The organism is candidate division WOR-3 bacterium (assembly GCA_013177935.1).
GTDB lineage: Bacteria > Hydrothermota > Tepidihabitantia > Tepidihabitantales > Tepidihabitantaceae > Tepidihabitans.
The window spans coordinates 258861-278620 of record JABLXZ010000001.1 but is presented as its reverse complement, the minus strand read 5'-3'; the positions used below and the strand labels follow the sequence as shown (position 1 = coordinate 278620).

Here is a 19760-nt window from a genome sequence, read left to right as displayed (position 1 = left end):
TTGCAAGCTAATCCTCCGCCGTGTCAATCTGCGCCTTTTGGAGAACACCAGAATAATCAACATATACCGTTTTCAGCTCTGAGAAGATTTCATACGCAGTCCAACCTCCCTCGCGATGGCCATTACCGGTCTCCTTAACGCCGCCAAATGGCAAATGACATTCAGCGCCGATGGTGGGCGCATTGACATAGGTGATACCCGCCTCAATCTGTTCAATCGCCTTGAACGCCCGATTCACATCGCGGGTGTAGATAGAGGAAGAAAGACCATAGGATGTACCGTTGAGTACACTAATCGCCTCGGCAAAGTCCTTAACCTTGATAACCGAGAGCACCGGTCCAAAAATCTCCTCTTGGGCAATGCGCATCCCGGGTTTTACATCGGCAAATATCGTTGGTTTATAGAAAAACCCTCTGTCATAATCGTCACCTTCAAACGGCTCACCACCCAAGACCAGCCTTGCTCCTTCACTCTTACCGATCTCCACATAACTGTGGACCGTTTTTCGCTGCCCTTCACTGACAAGCGGTCCCATCTCAACGGTTTCGTCAAGTCCATTACCAACCTTCAGCTTCTTCGCACGCTCCACAACCATTTCAAGAAATTTGTCATATACCACGGCTTCAATAATAAGCCGCGATGTTGCGGTACAACGTTGCCCGGTAGTTCCAAACGCACCCCAGATAACACCTTCCAGTGCCAGTTCCAAATCGGCGTCTCCCATCACGATTTGGGCATTTTTTCCGCCCAGTTCCAGCGAACATCGTTTTAACTGCTTGCCACACACCTCGGCAATCCGTCTACCGATAACTGAAGAACCGGTAAAGGAAATACCACAGATATCCGGATGGTTCAAAAACGCCTCACCAACAACGCTACCTTCACCATATACGATATTCACCACTCCTGCTGGCACACCGGCTTCGGTCAAAGCAGCAACAAATTCGTGCACCGATGCGGGAGTTAATGTTGCCGGTTTAATAACAACCGTATTGCCACAAATCAATGCCGGAAAGATTTTCCAGGAAGGGATTGCCATCGGAAAGTTCCAGGGACAAATCATACCCCAAACACCCATTGGTTGCCGGGTTACAAATGCAACCTTGTTCGGTAACTCGCTAGGCACAAATTTGCCCCAGAGCCTCCGACTTTCACCCGCCGCATACAACCCGGTATCAATCGCTTCCTGTACATCTCCCCTGGTCTCTTTTAGAACCTTTCCCATCTCCCGTGTCATCAATCGTGCCAGGTCTTCTTTGCGCTTAATCAGTATTTCGGTTGCCCGCCGTATAATTTCTCCTCTTTTCGGCACGGGCAGAGCACGCCAGCCAGGATATGCCTGCTTTGCCGCTTGAACTGCATCATCGACATCCGCGGGTCCGGATGACGGAAATATCCCGATTAAGTCATCAGTATCTGCCGGGTTGCGGTTCTCATAACTTTTACCGGTTTTTGCCGGCACAAACTTGCCGTTGATAAAATTTAAGTACTCTTTTGCCATATTCCTCCTTTTATTTTTTTATTTCATTGGCAACCAGTTGCAATACCTCTGCAACGGTTGTCACTTTCAAAACCCCAGGAATATCCCAGGTCTTTAAGCCAATAACCGGTTTGTTCATCTTTAAAGCAAACCCGATTTCTGATAAAGTGCCGTAGGAGCCGCCGATTGCTACAAGGACATCCGCAGTTCTGATAATAATCAAATTTCGAGCTTCTAGGATACCGGTAACAATTTCGATATCAACAAATTGATTTGCTTCACCCCGACGCGTTCCGGGCAAAATTCCTACGGTTAAACCGCCTTCCTGTCTTGCACCCTCGCATGCCGCTGCCATTACCCCACCCAGTCCACCACATATCAGTATTGCCCCCATCCGAGCGATTCCCTGCCCAACCTCCTTTGCCATTTGTCCTAAACTATCATCGCATTCACCAGCACCTATCACGCCAACATACCTTTTAGTCATGGCAAAACAGGTCGATAATTTCAAAGCGACTTACATCGACCAATCCCCGGTCGGTCAGTTTTAATTCCGGAATCACCGGTAAAGCAAGAAACGAAAGGGTAACAAATGGATTCTCCAACCTTGAACCCCAGCGTTGTGCTTTTTCAATGAGAAACCGTAAATCAGCCGCCACCTCGTTTGCTGGTTTGTTGGACATAAGTCCGGCAATAGGCAATGCGAGTTTTGCAACAATTTTGCCTTCTGCCACCGCAACATAACCACCACCCATACTCTTAAGCGCGCGGGCAGCATCGAGCATATCCCGGTCATTCGTACCCACAATGATAATATTGTGGGAATCGTGCGCCACGGTCGACCCTAACGCACCCTTCTTAAGTCCAAATCCAGTTACCAACCCCTTGCCCATTCTTCCGGTGCCTTTGTGCCTTTCAATAACCACCAACTTCAAAAGGTCCCGTCGGGTATCTGCCACAACAAAACCGTTCTTCACAGTTGGCGCCTGAATATGCCTTTCCGTTATTATTTGTCCGGGCACAACCCGGATAACATTACACAACTCGCCTTCTGCCTTAATCGCAAAGTCCTTTACGGTTAACGCAGGTATCCGCACACTGTTTAAAACCTTTTTATCATCCCGTACCGCAATTTTGACTTTGAACTGACGGTTTTCAACAACTATTTTTCCCGATTTAACAACCATCTGAACATCTATTTTCTCTAAATCTCCCAAAACCACAATATCCGCCAGATACCCAGGTGCAACCGCCCCGCGGTCATCAAAACCGAAGTACTCAGCTGGATTCAAAGTCACCATCTGGATTGCCTCAATCGGAACTATGCCCAGCGCTATCGCCTTACGCAAGACACAGTCTAAATGGCCCTCATAAAGCAGGTCTGAAGGGTGCCGGTCATCACTTACCAAACAACATCGCCGCAGGGAGATCGCATTTACCACCCGGACCAACGCTTCAAGGTTATGCGCTGCAGAACCCTCGCGAATGAAAACCCGCATCCCAGCGCGCAACTTTTCCCTTGCCTCTTCAAAACTAATACATTCATGGTCTGAACCAATACCCGCAGCCGCATATGCTTGCAGCAGTAAACCGGAAAGTCCCGGTGAATGACCATCTACCTTTTTACCTGATGCTTTTGCCGCCTGAATCTTTTGCAGAACATCCTTATCTCCGAAAATTACCCCGGGATAGTTCATCACCTCTGCCAGTCCGATAACCCGCTTGTGCTTTAAAAGTCTCTCTACTACCGGCACATCAATTTTTCCCCCATTGGTTTCCAGGGATGTGGCTGGAACACAGGAAGGAACCGCAATAAATACATCAAGAGGCAAACCTTCACTCGCCTTGAGAATGTAATTCACCCCCCGCTCACCCAGAACATTGGCAATCTCGTGCGGGTCCGCAACAACTGCAGTCGTACCGTGTAGCAAACATAAACGAGCAAACTCAGCGACGGAGAGTAAAGAACTTTCGATATGGATGTGGGCATCGATAAACCCTGGTGCAATGTAAAATCCGGACACATCAACAACCTGTTTTGCCCTGTTGTATTCGGAGCCGACACCGGCAATTCGGTTGCCCTTGATGACAACATTCGTCCTGCGCACCTCACCGGTAAAAACATCGACTACATAACCACCTTTAAGCAGAAGGTCGCCTTGGACCTCACCGCGACTCACCTTTAAAAACTCTTGAAGCGTCTTTAGCTCCTTATTGGTCATTCTCTTCCTCGACATAACCGATATAAGGTAAACCTCGAAACCGCTCCGCATAATCAGCGCCATAACCGACTACAAATTTGTCAGGTACAACAAATCCCCGATAATCCGGCTCGATTCTGACCCGGCGTCGTTCAGGTTTATCCATCAAAACACATAGTTTTAAACTGTTTGGCTTGCGCAACTGTAAACTCTCAATGATATATTTCAAAGTTAAACCGGTATCAAGGATATCTTCAACAATCAAAACATCCTTGCCCTCAATTGAACATTTTAAATCCATAACAATTTTTACGACACCGGAAGACTTGGTACTTTTGCCATAACTGGAAACGGTCATAAAATCGACAAAAACCGGTACGCGTAACTGTCGCACCAGGTCGGCAAGAAAAATCCACGACCCTTTGAGAATTCCCACCATCAGCAGTTCTTTGTCGGCATAATCCCGGGAAATTTCGTCTGCCAGTTCCTTTACCCGGCGTGCAATCTCTTCAGCGGAAATCAGAACCTTTACCATAGTAGTAAATTTCTTTCCCTCGAGAAAATAAACATACTGGAAAAACAAGTCGGGGCGACTGGATTTGAACCAGCGACCTCTTGGTCCCGAACCAAGCGCGCTAAACCAACTGCGCTACGCCCCGTCTGATACAATATAAACGATATTCGACTTCAGTCAATATCAGCTTTCTTCATCTACTCGCGACGGCTTGCCGCGCACCAGAGGCACAAAAACCACATCCATCAAGGGCCTTTGCACGACCCGATTTTTATGTTTTACGCCAAGAATAAGCGTCTGCCGTCCCAAAAACCCAACAGGCACAACTATTCGACCACCATCAATCAGCTGTTCTGTTAATTTGAAAGGAAAGTTCTCGGCTGCTGCAGTGACAATTATCCGGTCATAAGGAGCAAATTCAGGCCAGCCCATATTCCCATCACCAATCCGAAACCGGATATTACGATAATCAAGCCGATTGAGCACCTGCCGTGCTCGAATCGACAACTCCTCGATGATTTCTACGGTCCAGACCATCTGAGCAAGTTCGGCAAGTATTGCGGTCTGATACCCAGAACCGGTGCCGATTTCCAGGACCCGGTGGCTTTTTTCAACCTGTAGCGCCTCACTCATTGCCGCCACAATATATGGCTGTGAGATAGTTTGTCCTTGCCCAATAGGCAAGGGGTTATCGTCATAGGCTTGATGAATTAAACCCTCCGGGACAAAAAGGTGGCGCGGTACCTTGCGCATTACCTCCAGCACCCGTTCATCCTTTACGCCCCGCGAGACAATCTGCTCTTCTACCATTCGATTTCTCTTCAACGTAAACTCGTCCAATGCCATAGCGCAGTGATAATATTATGCCTAATTGTTCCGTCAATCATTACCGTATATAAAGTAAAATTTTGCTTGACTTGGAATTGTGTTTTTGCTATTTATTTCCTGCTGCTGGTCGGGCGATTGCCTGGTTGGAGTCATCAACCTTAAGGCCTAGGCCCTCCAGCGGCATTTTTGTTTTTACGCACGATTTGACGATAATGCCAATACCGATATTATTCATCACCGATGGCAACACCACATCCATTGATCGAATTCCGCGCACCAGTTCTTTTTGAAGAGTCCGCGGTGCGCGAATTGTGCTGTCTTGCCCGCCGAGGTTACGAAACCAAGTTCAAAAGAGAAACCTTCGGATTTCTTTACGGCACAATATCACAGGACAAACGGTTAATCGTGCGCCGCTCCTGCTATTATCGGGGCGGTGAGAAAACCCGTACCGGCGTTGTCTTTAAAAATTGGACCAACATTCGCAGGGTTTTTTTACGCCGCAAAGAACTGGCGCGTAAATTCCGGATGAGATTTCTGGGCAATTTTCACTCCCATGTGGAAATCGCTGGTGATGTGTTCAAAGGTTTGTCTCAAGAAGACCGTGAATCGTTCTTCTACGACCCAATGGCAATCATCGAAACGATTGTCTTCATCTGGGCTGGTCCAGCTAAACTCAACCGCAGTGCAACTGGCACCATTGTCGGATTCGAACCCCGTACCGGTTACAACTATCGCATCCGGGTCTATGCCAAACGACGCAGTGGTATCCGTCATGTTAAAGCCAAAGTCATACCCTCGGGAGTAGTTGTTATCTATTAACCTTTAACCTTAACCGCTATCGCAATAGCACTCCCTTTACCGTCAAACGACTCGTTTCAGTCTCTACCCGGAAAAGGTAAATACCATTCGCAACTTGCTTGCCACCGTCATCGGTACCATCCCATACCGCCGTATAATATCCCGGAGCAACCTCACTGTTTACCAGCGTCCGCACAACTCTTCCCGCGATATTGAATATTGTCAATCGCGCCTTGCCTTTATTTGGCACCGAAAGACGAATCGTCGCCTGCCTGATTATGGGATTGGGTGAAATTCCGAGTGCCAGCCGTGTTGGAATTTTACCGCCTGAAACCTCTGACTCCTTAACTCCCACCTGCGGACCATCGGGTGTAAACAACACCGCTCTTCCGGGTGCCAGCGGCGCCGCACCACGATGGTAACTGCCGTTGAAGAGTAACTGAATCCAGCGAGATAAGGTATGGTCCTGTTCACCAACCGTACAAGAACTGTTGTAGTTCGAAGTCAAATACTGATATTCAAATTCACAATCACCGTCAGTAACTGTCGTATCGTATAAAATAATCTGGAACTTATCCCATTGCTCGCGGGGGTCGAAGTAATGTACTGAGTCCCATTCAATGATAAATCGGTGGTTGGCGGCATCGTGATAGTACCAGACGCTGTTACCGGTAGGAGGATATAAATCGTCCCAGTTCGCAGCAAGCAGCGGTGGCATTGATGTGTTGGGTAAAGAGGTATTGGTATAAGTTGTAACCGTTGAATAGCCCGGTGCAATCCAGCCGTTGGAACAGACCGAAATCTGGTTGTAAGACTGGCCATAGAAAATGAAGGGACCAAACGATGGGGGTAACGTTATCTGGACGGTCTGGTCGTCGCTTAAAGTCAGCCGTGTACCCAGGTTTCTGATTTCCACCCAGTTGAACTCGGGATGTTTGGTATAAAATGTGTCCACATCATCATAAGCCCAATAAGAAACCGAGACACCACCGGTATCCGGTATCGGGTCACAGGCGCGAATTTCACCTACCAGAATTGAGAATGGGATAACTGCACTATAACCACCCTGAGCCGTTACATAAAGTGTACAGGAGACACGTGTCTCAGGCGGCATTGTGAGCGTTGTTATCTGAAATGGGTCATTTGTATTCGCCAGGGTACTTTCTGGCATTATCAACCCGTAAAAACCGGTGGAATCGTTGACAACTAACCTTGCATCGCCGGACCGGAGAATTGCACTAACATCGTTAGCATTGCCAAACCCGATATTGCGTAACGAAACCATCAAAAGTGCCGATTCCTGCGGGTCAAGTCTACCATTCCGATTGCCACCCGCGATTGTATCAATCACATTTAAACTCGCGTATTCCAGACTGGGTGTGCCAACCCGCAGATAGATACGCGATTGCCAAACCGAATCATTTGCATCCCTGCAGAACAGGTCAAAACGGATAGTGTGTCCATTGGTACAAGCAGGAGCAACATCAAATTTGAAACCGTTGGGTCCAGTGAAAGCTGAGTCACCAGGCAGAATGTTCCCGAAGGTTTTAACCGAATCTATAATGTTAATATAAAGGTCATTAGTCCTGATTGTACCGGTTACCGAGTTCGCCTGGACATCACCCCAGTTTTTAACCCAGGTGGGCAATATTATCCTTTCTCCCGGGTTAATACTACCATCACCATTACCACCGGGTGGTGAATCGTTCACAAATGAACGGCGGTAGGTAACGTATGGCGTACCGACGGCTCGTGCCAAAATTGTACCTTCGTAAGGCGGAAACCCTTGGCCGGTGACAACAAGCGAAAAAGAACCAGCGCTGGTTGCACAAATTGGCAGGGTTACATTACCGGAAACATCGGTGTAGCCAAACACATAAAAATCGCCCGGTTTCCAGGCACAAACCAGCGCATCTTTAACTGGATTACCGCTTTTTGTAACATTCACCTCAAGGTCGTAATTGCCAAGTGGAACCGTAGGGGGATGAACGATATCAGCAGCTGTCAATGGTCCAGTCCAAACCGTCAGTGCCGGGTCACCAAGCCAGAGATACATACGGGCATTGTCGGTGCCTCCTTGAGAAGCATAATACTTCTGAATATACGCGTCCGCATTACAAAGCATCCAGCCTAAATCCCAGGTCGGACAGGTGTAGTTGCGCACACCAGGTATGGAAATTGTAAATGTATCCCCAATGCAGCGGAATAAGGTTGAATCCCAACCGTGGTTGGGAACCGTGTAAGATGCCTCGGTTGCACCCAATGAAGCCACCGCGCCACCAGGATATTTCCTCATCCAGGCCTCTCCTAAACAGGTAGGGGTAGACAGAACATGGTTTAAACAGCAGCAATTAATCACCACCGGCGTCATATCACCATTGTTGAGCGCATTGATATGAGTGGCGGTCCAGGATTGTCCCTGCGCATCCCAGGAGGACCAGTCGGTTTCAGAACCGTGACCCCGGTAGTTTATCACCACTCGCCCCTCATTGATGTCCGCCGAAACCATCGCATTGGTACCACCTGCTCCACCCATAATCGTATCAAATGTATAGCGATAAAGCGGATAGGGAAAGTTGTAGATACCACGGGTGCAGGCAGAATACTTACCTGGATATTCTTCAGAGTGAGCAACCAGTCCTGATTTTCCGGTCCAGACACCAGTGGGTGGATTTTTCTCAAATTTTAAGGTCTTTCGAATTTGATTTTCAAGGTCCGCAACCGAAGACGGACTGAAGCGCCCGATGCCGAGTTCAAAGTAATCGTCGCCCGAAGGAGGGTTTAAATCCGTATACCAGACATCGGAAAACCCAACACCGGGGTACGCATATCCCGGTACTTCGTTATATTCTCCAACTAAAAGCACCCACCGGAGAACCGGAGGATTGTTTCGATTGTACTCTGCCCGAATGGAGTCTTTCACCTCAGTCGTCGTCCAGGAGGATTTAGCAATCACCCGCGTTTCAACCCCGCGCTTCTGATGCCAGTTGACCAATGAGTCAAGCCAGGGACTGATGTAATTGGAATGGGCAATGACCAGATAGCGCACACCTGGACTATCAATCCAGCGCACGTCCAGGTTGAACCTTTCGGGATTGTCGATAAGCGTTTTTCAAAACACCCAGTGTCCAGGGTTCAATGACTTTACGCCGAAATACACCGGCATGGTTTACTTGCACCACCTGTTTTTTGGTAATAAACAGCTCTCTTTTTGCCGGGTTGTAACGCACGGGATTTATTTCTATCGTGGCAAAAGGCAGTCCCCGCCAGGTGCTTTGAAGTTTCACCGTTGCCAGTTCTGAGGGATAAACCAAATCCTTTTGATAAAAAGTCTCATCCACCTGCCAGACGGGCTGCTCGCACTCAGTCAAAGGTTTCTGGGTTGGATAAATAAGAACACCACTAACTTTTTCAAATTCACTCTCGACAACCGATACATCAACTGTGGCGTTGTCGGGCAAAGCAAGATTACGAACAACAACCGGCAATTGGGGCAATCCCACTTTACCGGTTATTGCAGGTTCACCAGGAATTTGTACAACGGTCCAGTTTTCGCCATCAATCTCTTTAGTTTCTGTCTCTAAACCCGGAATGGTTATTTCTATTATGGTGGCATTATTACCATCCGGATTTATCTCAATTCTCGGGATGGTCGGTGTTGGGCTGGTAATCCCCAGCCAGGACGAAAAAGCTGCTCCGACCGTAAGTAAGGTGGTTAAGACCACGACGCTGAGTCTCATCTATGCCTCCTTTTATATCATAAATATAAAACCACTTAAATTGAAAGTCAACGCATCTTTTCACCAAAAACCTCACCGGTGAAAACATAAAGTTCCGCCTTTGGGTCTTTATAAGCATCAGGCGGTAAACCGGCTTTCAAGCAGGTGTGTATAAGAAACTGTTCCCGATTCCATTTCTGCTCAACAGGCACTTGAGGTAAAAGTAGTCCGGAGTAGAAACCTCTCCGAATCACAAGGCCGTGCTTTCCGACAATAACCGAATCCGGACTTACGATCCTCCTTAACGGCGATAGTACCGTTATTTCAATATCAATATCCTTGAGCTCTGAAGCAGTAACCGGAGGAAATCGCGGGTCTTCAGTTGCGGCACTAATCGCCATATCCTGAACTGCGAGATAAAGCGGTTTAATCCCTTCAACATAGCCAATGCAGCCACGGAGTTCACCGTGTTTGTGAAGAGTAACAAACACCCCCTGCTTTTTCTTTAGCCGCTCGGTCAAAGGTTCAACCTTTGGCCTAACACCCGACCGTAAATACACTTCAAGCGTCTGGCGGGCAATCGTCAAAAGGCTCTTTCGCTCTTCAGGTGTCAACTCGTTATCATTAATTTCATTAATTTCTGACTGTTGTTCACTAGTTTCCGTTTTTTCATTTGTTTGAACAAATGCCACCGCACTGTAACCAACACAGTAGCCACCCCGCTGATTCAGGACCTCATTAGAATTAGTTCTGCCCAGCACCACCGCTTTATCTGCACCCAGTTCCCGTGCTGCAATCATCATCGCAACAATCGGATAGCCACCACACGCAACTGGTTTATCCTTTAAATAGGACTCATGAACCGCTTGATAAAACGCCCTAGGGTCAAAATTTTCCATCAGTTTAAGAGTCAACGAATCTGATGACCGGGCTTCACTGTAAGAATAACCATGGTAAAGGTCAGAAGAAGCCAGCAAGAGAACCTTTTTACCCTTTGCCACCCTTGCCAGCGCCTTACCAACCCGCTCGCACTCTTCATAACTGGGAAAGAGCAACATTATCGGAACAATCTTAAAATCCTGCAAAACCCGCTGGAGGAAAATCAGTTGCACCTCAAGGGAGTGTTCTTGAGAGTGAGCAGTAGGAAGTCGGACAAAAAATTTATCTTCTTTAAGCAATTCACGCGCTATTTCCTCGTCAACAAACACATCTCCCAGTGGTGTCCGCCAGACCCCTTTATCAAACACCGCTGCCTGCCTGATATCAACCCGATGACTCGGTCCCAGCATTATGACGGTAAGTGAATCCATTCCCTGAAGGAGTTTGTAGGCTTTAGCCGCGGTTGGTCCGGAAAATTCAATGCCGGCATGGGGAACCTGAATTCCGATAATCCTACCCGGCAATTTAACAGGGGAAACTTGCTCAAGCATTGAATCAATCATTGACTTAAGTTTTTTCTCTTCGGCAGGATAAAACTGTCCGGCAACTGCGGGCTCTCGGACCATCTTCACCTCCTTGGTCTCTCTCGGGTAAGCGCAGACCAAACCGGTCAAAAAGGTAAAGAGTAACGCTACCCGGTTTATCATAATTTTAATTGATTCCACATCGCAAAATCCATTAACCTGACCATTTACCGCACCGGTCGCCATATCGGTCAATTACATCCCCTTCGCGCAGTGTTTCCACAACCTCGCACCGATTCGGGCATCCATCACATTCGAACACGCGAGTCTCAAATATAATATCAGCCATTTCAAAACCGGCAAATCGACTCTTCTTACTCTCGGTTTCTTCACTTGCCAGTATTGCGGCACCGATTGCACCCATAACCAGAAAATGCTCGGGCACAGTGATTTCAACCTCTAACGCCCGTTCAAACGCCGCCCGTACCCCAACATTTGCCGCCACTCCCCCTTGGAACAAAACGCGGGGACGAATCTCTTTACCCTTGGCAACGGTATTAAGATAGTTACGGACGATTGCATCACACAAACCGGCAAGAATATCATCGGTTGGAACGCCAAGCTGAGCCTTATGTATCATATCGCTCTCGGCAAAGACGGTACACCGGCCCGCGATTGAAACCCGGTTCTGTGCCCGTAATGCCCGTTCCCCAAACTCCTCGATTGGGATATGAAGCCTTGTTGCCTGGTGGTCAAGAAAACTACCAGTACCCGCAGCACAAACCGTATTCATCGCAAAGTCCACCGGTATACCGTCTCGAATAATGATGATTTTGGAATCCTGACCGCCAATTTCTAAAACGGTCTGAGCATCGGGGTAAAAGTGAATTGCTGCTACCGCATGGGCGATAATTTCGTTCTTGACGACATCAGCCTGAACCATTACACCAGCTAGCCGCCGTGCTGAACCGGTCGTTCCTGCCCCGAGAATTTTCACATTTGAATTGACATCCTGCCCCAACTCCCGTAATAACTGTCTTATTGAGTTTATTGGATTGCCCCGAGTTCGTAAATACCGGCTTGTCAGTACTCGATAGTCACGGTCAATCACAACACCTTTGGTTGAAATAGAACCAACATCAATTCCCAGAAATCCTTCGACCATGTTGCCTCCTGCGTAGAAGTTCCACAAATGCTTCAAGGCGGGTCACAAGCCCGGTAGGAGCAGTGTGTTCATCAAAAGATAAAGACAATAAAGGTACGCTGTTCAATTCGCACAACCGCTGCAACGCCTCAAAGGCGATGTTTTCCGGCATACAGGTAAATGGAAATACATGAACTATTCCATCCACACCGCGACGAATAAATTTTGCCGCTTCGCCCACAGTTCGAATCGCCTCCCCCCCAGGACACTCCTGAAGATAAGGATGCGCCAGCCTTCGGGAACGCAGATATCCAAAATCGACCCTTAGCAGATGACGCAAATGGTTGTGCAAACACCGTTCAAAAATCACCTCAACGCCGAGCTGACCCAGTTTCTTCTCGATTTCGTGATTGGCAAATTGGTCAATTGTAAAAAAAATCTCGCCGACAAGTCCAACCCGCAATTGGGGCTTATCACCATTCAGGCTAAACATAGCTTTCAAGGTCTGGTGGGCACGCTTAATTTCTGAAAGAGTACGAGCTTCAGCAATCACCCTTAACGCCGGTTTTACCAGTTGCTCTGTTGCCACGAAATCCAGCGCCCTTTTTCTATTCAACAGCCGACGAAAATCACGGGTCAGGGCACTTTTTGCCAGCAGAAGGTAAACTGCCCGAGTTACCTGTATCGGTGAAACATCAAACAAAGATGGCATCAAGCGAAATATAAAATCGGTCGCTGAGTATTGAGTAATCGGCACCAGGTTGACTTTTTTACCAGCTGCCTTTAATGCGATTTCTTGAAGATAATGGTAATAGCCAAACCGGCATTTCCGAGCACCCGCCGCCATCAACAGGGTGTCAGCCCCCTGTTCGGTCGCTTCAATAAAGTTGCCCAGTGTGATTTTAAAAGGCATGCAAATCAGTTCCGGAGAAAATTTTACTCCCAGTTCAACTGTCCGTAGGGATGTTGGCGGCGGTAGCACCACTTCCGCGCCCAAATCTTCCAGGAAACCTTTCAGCGCCAATGTGTCATAACCAAAATTAGGGAAAGTAACACGCATTAACTTTGCTGTTTTTTTTGCCGGCGTCGCAAAAGTTCAATAAACGCCTCGACCCTGGTTACTAATCCTGCCTCGCCGGTATGTTCATCAATTACCAAGAGCAAAAAGGGAACACCCTGTTCCTGGGCTCGCTCCCGCATAAATTCCGCAACCAGTGAATCCGGACCGCATCCCATTGAAACCACGACACAAAATCCATCCACTTTTCCTAAAAAATATTCGAAAGCATTAAACAGTTCTCTTTCGTAAACCCAGCGGATATTTCGACTGAAACCATTGGCTTTTGACAGAACAGCATCCGGCAAATCTTCCTTCGTCAAAATTCGATATCCGTTTTGCTTGAAGGTGCTGATTATCGCCCGGGATACAAACTCATCTCCGATATTGTAAAAATGTCCAATCACCGCAACGGTCGGGTGAGTCATACCCGTTTGACTTGAATCGTAAGAAATCACGTCATCTCCTGGTACTTTCCGAAACAACTCCTCTTTTGTCTTTTGCCATGCGGCCCAGACCTTGATCGGATTAGGATTAATCTGCAAACCCGCCGCAAAGTGAGCACGAAATAGGTCCCCGTTAATCGTTGGCGCAATCAATCGAACCTTTTTATTGAGAAGCATCCGGGCAACATCAACAATCCCAATCATTTTGGGACAGGCAAATAGTTTATCGCCCAACCAGTTTAATCGGGGAAAGAAAATCGCATCAACCTCATTTCTCAATTGCAATAGATGGCCCGCAACGATTTTAATCGGGAGACAGACTTCGCTCGGAACACATACCAACCCATTTTGAACCAACTCCTCGTCCGTCTTACGACTTAAGACAACTTCGCTACCCAATTCAGTTAAAAACCGTTCCCAGAATCTGCCATAACGGTAATACAAAAGGGCACGGGGAATCCCAATTCTCATCTCAGTTTTATTCTATTACTTATCATCGCAAAAGTCAATACCTTTGACGATTTTGAAACCGTGTGGGCTTAAACCCGAATTGAGCAAGTATTGCAACCGATTTATCGACTCCTATTCCCAAATCGGCAACCCGATGGGCATCAGAACCAACGGTAAATGTCTTTACTCCGGCAGCAATTGCCTGAGCGATAATTTTACTTTGTGGATACGGTTCTTCATCTCCCCGCCGTAATGCCGAACTGTTTATCTCCAGCCCTGTTCCCGACTGAGCGATATATCCTAACATCGGCACAATTCCGGGCTCGATAAAAGTCAAAAACTCAACTCCAACTTCTGGTAGGATGTACTTACGCCAGATATCAAGATGTGCTATACAGTCAAATAGCTTAGAACCCGCTGCAGCTCGCACATAATCAAAGTAACGCTGCGCAATGTACTCTGCCCCTCGGGGTTTAAGACCATTGCGAAAATCTGCTAATTCGTGACCTGATGTAATCGCAATGTGGTCTAAGCAGTGAATCGCACCAAGAACATAGTCAAATTTGTAACGTTCGAGAAAATCGGCAATCTTACCTTCCAATCCCCTCTCGTATCCGACCTCAACCCCGGACCGTATTATCAGTTCGGGAAAATCGCGTCGCGCCTTCTCAATATCTTCAAGATACATATCAACCCAATCCGAATCCACGGGCACCGGTTGCCCTGCCACCATCACCTGTTCAATTTCTGCCCGCATCGGGTCGGGCTCGTAATGAGTTGTGAAGCATAACTCCTTTATGCCGACCTTGAGCGCCTGCTGGCAATAATCGGTGATTCTACCTTGAGCATCACTGGAATAATCGGGATGGATGTGGTAATCAATCACAACTCGCCTCCAATTCTAACTGCCCGCTCAAGTCAAACTTCCAAAAATTGATCCGGGTAGCACCAAACTTGATTGCCCACCGTCCAATTTTATCCCGGCGTCCGTAACCGGCCGCAACGATTCGCCACCCACTTTCCCGGGAACTGTAACTTGAACCAATTCGCATTGTCCCGGGCTCGGAAACGGTTAGTTCAACACCACTTCCCGAAATAAAAAAACGGCTGACCGCGAATTGCGCCCCGAACTCCTTGATTCTAATCCCGCTACTTAACGCCACTAAAACACCCTGACCATCTGTATAATCGGCATATTCATCTTCAACTAAAAAACCAAATCTTAACCGCTGCCCTTCGGTACTCATTTCAAGACGTGCCCGCCGAGAACGTTCCTGTTCCAACCGGTATATCCTGCCCAAAAGACACCGAATCTTATAACCCTTACCCTCAAAACTGGTATGCACATTGACCCGGGCGGGAATTGAGTCAACGGTATAATCTCGATAGGTGTTGCCATCCAGCCCAAATTGCAAGAATTTTAACTTATAGCTGACCGCTCCGGTCAGGTCAAATCGGGCACGGCGACCCGTTATACTGTAAATCCTGCCCGCGGGTGAAAAAAAACTCGCCTGATAACCGGTACCACTTATCCGTACTCTGATTCCGGCAGTATCAAACCCGATTTGCCCTGCTACTGCCCCTCCTCCGGGAAAAGAATGTGCCACCTCAATTTCACAAAATCGGGAACTGTTACCGTAGCCGGCATAAACACTCAAACCACCCAGTGTTCTACCATAAAATGAGCCCAATGAATCCTCGGGCGAAAAATTCCTGTCGAAATTTGCCCCATAACCACCAACACCAGTTTTGAACTTCTTGCCCTGATAGTTAATTACCACCCCAGCCAGTTTCTGGCTTAACTGGTTCTTGCTCCATTGTGAAGCAGAGTCGTCATGAACACCCGAGAAGGAAAGCCTTTTTACTGTTCCATCGCTATTGAGAACAGCGTCTCGCAGCGAATAACTGCCAAACATACCAATAATAAGAGGACCATAACTGAAATCGAATTTTATACCGCGTAAATTTCTGTTCTCTTGCGCGGTCTGTGCCAGTGAACTTCTGGGTTGAACTGTTAAATTCCACCGAAAACCTGCCCGGACCGCAGGAGAGGTAATTAGCAACCCCCGTCCGAAAAACACGATAAAATCGCCTGCGGTGAAACGCCATCCATTACCCGCAAAAGTAACACCGCCCCCAATAAAATCTGCCCAGTTCCTTTCTCCTCGATCTTTATCAATAAGCAGTAAAATCTCGCGCTTTTCAGTAGAACCTTTCAACCGAGTAAAAGCCCGGCAACCAATGCCGTTATTAAAGGATGAATCACACCCCATCCTCAGTGACAAACGATAGGTACGAGGTGCCGTAAAATCAGTCGCTTCCAGTTGTGCCAGACTATCTTCAACTGTTTCATAAAAGTCCTCTTCATCCGGACCAACTGACGAGCCATCGGCAACTAAATCTTGGGACATAACAACTAACCCGATAATAACAATCAATGCCATTCAGCCGAAATGGTTATGCTATGACTATCCCCGAGTTCAAGATGATACTGAACCCCGTAATCAAGCGACATCACACCAACCTTCACCTGCACCCCGCCGTGATAAACCAGAGGAAAAGTTTCTACACCACACCGAAGAGTAACTTCCGGTAATATTGTGAATTCACCACCGATTAACAATCTCTCCAGTTGGTCTTCTTTCTTAAAATCACAGGCAAGTTTCAACTCTTTAATCGGTTTCCATAAACCCCCTAACCAGAGTTGCGATTTTAGCACTGTTCCGTCCGGTAACCGGGGCGCATTTAACCTTCTTCCGGAAACCCCTATTGCGGTATGTTCGGTTAACCACAAAACACCGGCATCGACCTGAGGGAGTAAACTCATTTTTCCCTCAACCGTCTGCATAAGTGCATGGACACCAACCCCAACCCTGATTGTTCTTACCGGTTCGGTGGCGAAATTAAGCAACAGGTCATTTTCACGATAACCGTCAAAACCAACGCTGGTAAAGGCAACCGCGGTTGCCTGTTTCCCAGATTTCCATTTCGCTCCGATTAACCCACAGTGTACGCCGGGAAGGGCGTAAAGATTGACATAGGTAACCCCGATAGCAAATTTACTTCCGGACAAAACGGTACTTGGATTAATCCCGAAACTGTTACGCCAGTCAGCAAAAGCAACTCCAGCCCCCATTCCGGCACTCGGGCCTACAGCCGGGAAATAGTCAAAAGCACAGCAAAAAAGTATCGAGAGTAAAAGCACGCCCTAAAGGAAGGTTGATCCGGGAATTATTTTACCCAGTAAAGAAACCGCCCGCAGTTAGGACAGGTCACAAGCTCGGTCCGACATCGTACCACCAGTTCCGAGGGAAGGCGCACATAACACCCCCCACAGAACTCGCGAATCACCTGAACAACAACCCGGCCACCATACCGTTTCATTATCCGCTCGTATTGAGCGAGAATTTTCGGGTCAATCTTCTTGGTCAGTTTTGCCCGTTCTTTTTCCGCCAGTCGGATAAGCTCTTCCGAAACCTTTACCCCTTTGAATCCTACCCGCTGATAACTATCGCTTTCTATGTCGCGGAGAATGTGGTCAAACTCCTCAAGCGAACGCAAAGTTTCGATTTTAGGATTCATCGCACCTTCTCCTCAATCGTCCGCACCAGTTCAAGAAACTCCTGCGGCGTTTGCGGAGCAAAAAGTTGCTTGCGTTTGGTCAACTCCTGCGCCACCATCGCGATCCGCCCAAGAGTAATCAAGTACTGGTTACCCGGGTCCTGGGGTGGTGCCATAACCAGAAAGAAGAGATACACCGGTTTATTGTCAATGGCATCAAAATCTACCCCTTTTGTCGACCTGCCCACCGCTACTTCCAGTTTGTCAAGAAGCAACGACCGTCCATGCGGAATGGCAATACCTTTACCAATACCGGTCGAACCCAACTCCTCGCGTTTCAATAAAGTTTGATAGAGCATCTCAGCCGTCTCTCCCTCTCGAATCATCGTCACCAGTTCCCTCAACACATCTTGTTTTTTGCGGCTTTTTAAATCAAGGTTGACCTTTTCAACCTTGAGTAATGAAGTAAGGTTCAAACAACACCTCCTTGAAAAGTATCAAACCTACTCATCCTTCACGACCTTCTGCGGCACATCTCCCCACAACCGTTCCAAACCGTAAAATTCTCTTACATCAGGAAGAAATATATGAACGATAACATCAAAATAGTCGAGAAGTATCCACTGCGCCGATTCCAGCCCTTCAATATGGTGGGGCTTCTCCAAACCAGCAATCTCACGACGGTCCTGCAGGGCATCAGCAATTGCCTTGGCATGAACAGTGGAAGTCGCCGTGGCGATGATAAAAAATTCGGCAAACGGTGCAGTATTGCGCAAATCGAGAATTAATATATTCTCGCCCTTCTTCTTTAAAATAAGTTTTGCCAGTTTGGTTGCCAATTTCTCAGCATCCATTTTAATTAAACGGCTCCACTGCGGGGAAAAAAACTTGATAATCTTCCCCCAATATCAGCAAGACATCGACAAACCGGGTAGAATCAATCTTCACCTCAATCCTCGGTAACATTTCCCTTTTCATCGGCAAAATCGCAATCCGTTTTTCCGCTTTGAGCCCTTCGGCAACCGCTCGAGCATTTTTTGCCGATGAATCCTTCAGGTCAACAACAACCGTATGCTCAAAACTGTCACAGGTATCGCCGGTCCCGTAAACGTTGAATCCACGATTAATCATATCCCAGGCGACAAGCCAGGCAAGCCGGTGCACGCCGGTGCTGTTTATCACTTTGACCCCGACCCCAAAAAATTCCGGATTGGATTTTTCCCGCCTGCTTTTCTTCTGACAACCGGATGAAAGACCAATCCCCAGGGAAATCCCCAAAACCAATATGATATAAAGTTCAATACCCTTTCTCAACCAATTTGGCAAAAGAAAAATCTGAACGCATTTAAATCAGTTAACTTCCCACCGGTATAGAATGATTTATCCACTATTTTTCCGCTAAGATACGATTTTGAGCATCAACCCGGACCTTAATCATATTGTACTTTTCCCACTCCGATTCGTCCAGATAAGTCATACTCATTACGATTATTTCATCGCCGATTTCGCCTAATCGCGCCGCCGCCCCTTTCAGCACACATCGCCCCGAACCAGCCCTGCCGGCAATTGCGTAGGTCTCAAACCGCTCACCGTTATTCACATTGACAACCTGTACCATCTCGCCGGGTAAAATATCAGCGGCTTGGAGCAATCTGAGGTCCAGTTCTAAACTACCCTCATAATAAAGCTCCTTGCCGGTAATACGTAATCCCTGAATTTTCGATTTGATAAATTTCCGGATGCGATTCACAGATTTATCCGGTTTCCTTGTCTTTAGTTGCCTTTTTGGTTGCTGATTTTTTCGCCTTACTCTTACCCTTCCCTTTAATCTCCTCGGGCTTTTCTTTTTCCCCGCGCACGACAAATTCGAGATAAGCCATCTCGGCGGAATCGCCTGGTCGATTACCCAACCGATATATCCTTGTATAACCACCGGACCGGTCGGCAAGACGCGGTGCAATCTCGGTAAACAGTTTTTTAACCAGCGCCTTGTCGTTGATAAACTTAGCAACCTCGCGGCGTGCCGCCAGTGTACCAGTGCACGCCAGGCTCACCATTCGTTCCGCAAATCGCCTTGCCTCTTTCGCCTTTGCTACCGTAGTTCGAATCCGCTCATACCTTATCAGCGCCGAAACAAGATTGCGCATTAACGCAATTCG

General features: G+C 47.6%; 21 protein-coding genes and 1 tRNA gene. 1 reads left to right on the top strand and 21 read right to left on the bottom strand.

Going from position 1 to position 19760, the window contains the following annotated elements; genetic code table 11:
• Positions 1–7: 7 nt before the first annotated feature.
• The 6 genes from HPY86_01335 to HPY86_01310 all read right to left on the bottom strand — a co-directional run bounded on the left by HPY86_01335 (position 8) and on the right by HPY86_01310 (position 5005).
• Positions 8–1501 (bottom strand): aldehyde dehydrogenase family protein, encoded by a 1494-nt coding sequence (locus HPY86_01335; GenBank protein NPV13561.1) that lies wholly within the window; start codon positions 1499–1501, stop codon positions 8–10.
• A 10-nt stretch (positions 1502–1511) separates the two neighbouring features.
• Entirely contained in the window at positions 1512–1967 is a 456-nt protein-coding gene (locus HPY86_01330; protein ID NPV13560.1) for a TIGR00725 family protein, read from the bottom strand.
• Positions 1960–3702, bottom strand: a complete 1743-nt coding sequence (ade, locus tag HPY86_01325; protein ID NPV13559.1) for an adenine deaminase — start codon at positions 3700–3702, stop codon at positions 1960–1962. Before ade ends, HPY86_01330 begins: the two co-directional genes overlap by 8 nt.
• Positions 3692–4216 (bottom strand): hypoxanthine phosphoribosyltransferase, encoded by a 525-nt coding sequence (gene hpt / locus HPY86_01320; protein ID NPV13558.1) that lies wholly within the window; start codon positions 4214–4216, stop codon positions 3692–3694. The genes ade and hpt overlap by 11 nt, the downstream gene beginning before the upstream one ends.
• Positions 4217–4265: 49 nt before the next feature.
• A tRNA-Pro gene (locus HPY86_01315) sits at positions 4266–4340 on the bottom strand.
• A 38-nt stretch (positions 4341–4378) separates the two neighbouring features.
• Positions 4379–5005 carry a protein-L-isoaspartate(D-aspartate) O-methyltransferase gene (locus HPY86_01310; protein NPV13557.1) on the bottom strand — a complete coding sequence of 209 codons (627 nt, stop codon included), beginning with the start codon at positions 5003–5005 and terminating at the stop codon, positions 4379–4381.
• Between the two features lie 258 nt (positions 5006–5263).
• Here HPY86_01310 and HPY86_01305 point away from each other — a divergent pair, with 258 nt between their 5' ends.
• Positions 5264–5842: a hypothetical protein gene (locus HPY86_01305; protein NPV13556.1), complete on the top strand. Its 579-nt coding sequence runs from the start codon at positions 5264–5266 to the stop codon at positions 5840–5842.
• A 16-nt stretch (positions 5843–5858) separates the two neighbouring features.
• On the opposite strand, the gene HPY86_01300 is transcribed toward HPY86_01305, so the two are convergent.
• The 15 genes from HPY86_01300 to rplQ form a co-directional block, all read right to left on the bottom strand.
• Complete coding sequence (locus HPY86_01300; GenBank protein NPV13555.1) at positions 5859–8870, bottom strand: T9SS type A sorting domain-containing protein; 3012 nt, start codon at positions 8868–8870, stop codon at positions 5859–5861.
• Positions 8871–8880: 10 nt separating this feature from the next.
• Entirely contained in the window at positions 8881–9561 is a 681-nt protein-coding gene (locus HPY86_01295; protein NPV13554.1) for a hypothetical protein, read from the bottom strand.
• A gap of 47 nt (positions 9562–9608) precedes the next feature.
• On the bottom strand, positions 9609–11198 hold the full coding sequence (gene amrB, locus HPY86_01290) for an AmmeMemoRadiSam system protein B (GenBank protein ID NPV13553.1): 1590 nt from the start codon (positions 11196–11198) through the stop codon (positions 9609–9611).
• The gene (locus HPY86_01285; GenBank protein ID NPV13552.1) at positions 11158–12108 is read right to left on the bottom strand and encodes a 2-hydroxyglutaryl-CoA dehydratase; all 951 of its coding nucleotides are present in this window, start codon (positions 12106–12108) and stop codon (positions 11158–11160) included. Before HPY86_01285 ends, amrB begins: the two co-directional genes overlap by 41 nt.
• A complete protein-coding gene (locus tag HPY86_01280) occupies positions 12083–13147 on the bottom strand; it encodes a CoA protein activase (GenBank protein ID NPV13551.1) in 1065 nt (354 codons plus the stop codon). The genes HPY86_01285 and HPY86_01280 overlap by 26 nt, the downstream gene beginning before the upstream one ends.
• Positions 13147–14061 carry a hypothetical protein gene (locus HPY86_01275; GenBank protein ID NPV13550.1) on the bottom strand — a complete coding sequence of 305 codons (915 nt, stop codon included), beginning with the start codon at positions 14059–14061 and terminating at the stop codon, positions 13147–13149. The genes HPY86_01280 and HPY86_01275 overlap by 1 nt, the downstream gene beginning before the upstream one ends.
• Positions 14062–14095: 34 nt before the next feature.
• The gene (locus HPY86_01270) at positions 14096–14926 is read right to left on the bottom strand and encodes a histidinol-phosphatase HisJ family protein (protein NPV13549.1); all 831 of its coding nucleotides are present in this window, start codon (positions 14924–14926) and stop codon (positions 14096–14098) included.
• A complete protein-coding gene (locus tag HPY86_01265) occupies positions 14919–16484 on the bottom strand; it encodes a hypothetical protein (GenBank protein NPV13548.1) in 1566 nt (521 codons plus the stop codon). Before HPY86_01265 ends, HPY86_01270 begins: the two co-directional genes overlap by 8 nt.
• Positions 16475–17176 carry a hypothetical protein gene (locus HPY86_01260; GenBank protein NPV13547.1) on the bottom strand — a complete coding sequence of 234 codons (702 nt, stop codon included), beginning with the start codon at positions 17174–17176 and terminating at the stop codon, positions 16475–16477. The genes HPY86_01265 and HPY86_01260 overlap by 10 nt, the downstream gene beginning before the upstream one ends.
• 95 nt (positions 17177–17271) lie before the next feature.
• Positions 17272–17622 carry a hypothetical protein gene (locus HPY86_01255; GenBank protein NPV13546.1) on the bottom strand — a complete coding sequence of 117 codons (351 nt, stop codon included), beginning with the start codon at positions 17620–17622 and terminating at the stop codon, positions 17272–17274.
• Complete coding sequence (locus HPY86_01250) at positions 17619–18077, bottom strand: PTS sugar transporter subunit IIA (protein NPV13545.1); 459 nt, start codon at positions 18075–18077, stop codon at positions 17619–17621. The genes HPY86_01255 and HPY86_01250 overlap by 4 nt, the downstream gene beginning before the upstream one ends.
• A gap of 27 nt (positions 18078–18104) precedes the next feature.
• The gene (gene rsfS / locus HPY86_01245) at positions 18105–18455 is read right to left on the bottom strand and encodes a ribosome silencing factor (protein ID NPV13544.1); all 351 of its coding nucleotides are present in this window, start codon (positions 18453–18455) and stop codon (positions 18105–18107) included.
• Position 18456: 1 nt separating this feature from the next.
• Positions 18457–18783: a LytR C-terminal domain-containing protein gene (locus HPY86_01240; protein NPV13543.1), complete on the bottom strand. Its 327-nt coding sequence runs from the start codon at positions 18781–18783 to the stop codon at positions 18457–18459.
• Between the two features lie 205 nt (positions 18784–18988).
• The gene (locus HPY86_01235; GenBank protein NPV13542.1) at positions 18989–19342 is read right to left on the bottom strand and encodes an aspartate 1-decarboxylase; all 354 of its coding nucleotides are present in this window, start codon (positions 19340–19342) and stop codon (positions 18989–18991) included.
• A 13-nt stretch (positions 19343–19355) separates the two neighbouring features.
• On the bottom strand, positions 19356–19748 hold the full coding sequence (rplQ, locus tag HPY86_01230; GenBank protein NPV13541.1) for a 50S ribosomal protein L17: 393 nt from the start codon (positions 19746–19748) through the stop codon (positions 19356–19358).
• Between the last annotated feature and the right edge of the window lie 12 nt (positions 19749–19760).

Excerpts from the sequence above, each read along its gene's own strand:
- HPY86_01335 (NPV13561.1), bottom strand. The coding sequence starts at position 1,501 with ATGGCAAAAGAGTACTTAAATTTTATCAACGGCAAGTTTGTGCCGGCA.
- HPY86_01330 (NPV13560.1), bottom strand. The coding sequence starts at position 1,967 with ATGACTAAAAGGTATGTTGGCGTGATAGGTGCTGGTGAATGCGATGAT.
- ade (NPV13559.1), bottom strand. The coding sequence starts at position 3,702 with ATGACCAATAAGGAGCTAAAGACGCTTCAAGAGTTTTTAAAGGTGAGT.
- hpt (NPV13558.1), bottom strand. The coding sequence starts at position 4,216 with ATGGTAAAGGTTCTGATTTCCGCTGAAGAGATTGCACGCCGGGTAAAG.
- HPY86_01310 (NPV13557.1), bottom strand. The coding sequence starts at position 5,005 with ATGGTAGAAGAGCAGATTGTCTCGCGGGGCGTAAAGGATGAACGGGTG.
- HPY86_01305 (NPV13556.1), top strand. The coding sequence starts at position 5,264 with ATGGCAACACCACATCCATTGATCGAATTCCGCGCACCAGTTCTTTTT.
- HPY86_01295 (NPV13554.1), bottom strand. The coding sequence starts at position 9,561 with ATGAGACTCAGCGTCGTGGTCTTAACCACCTTACTTACGGTCGGAGCA.
- HPY86_01285 (NPV13552.1), bottom strand. The coding sequence starts at position 12,108 with ATGGTCGAAGGATTTCTGGGAATTGATGTTGGTTCTATTTCAACCAAA.
- HPY86_01280 (NPV13551.1), bottom strand. The coding sequence starts at position 13,147 with ATGCGTGTTACTTTCCCTAATTTTGGTTATGACACATTGGCGCTGAAA.
- HPY86_01275 (NPV13550.1), bottom strand. The coding sequence starts at position 14,061 with ATGAGAATTGGGATTCCCCGTGCCCTTTTGTATTACCGTTATGGCAGA.
- HPY86_01265 (NPV13548.1), bottom strand. The coding sequence starts at position 16,484 with ATGGCATTGATTGTTATTATCGGGTTAGTTGTTATGTCCCAAGATTTA.
- HPY86_01260 (NPV13547.1), bottom strand. The coding sequence starts at position 17,176 with ATGGGGGCTGGAGTTGCTTTTGCTGACTGGCGTAACAGTTTCGGGATT.
- HPY86_01255 (NPV13546.1), bottom strand. The coding sequence starts at position 17,622 with ATGAATCCTAAAATCGAAACTTTGCGTTCGCTTGAGGAGTTTGACCAC.
- rsfS (NPV13544.1), bottom strand. The coding sequence starts at position 18,455 with ATGGATGCTGAGAAATTGGCAACCAAACTGGCAAAACTTATTTTAAAG.
- rplQ (NPV13541.1), bottom strand. The coding sequence starts at position 19,748 with ATGCGCAATCTTGTTTCGGCGCTGATAAGGTATGAGCGGATTCGAACT.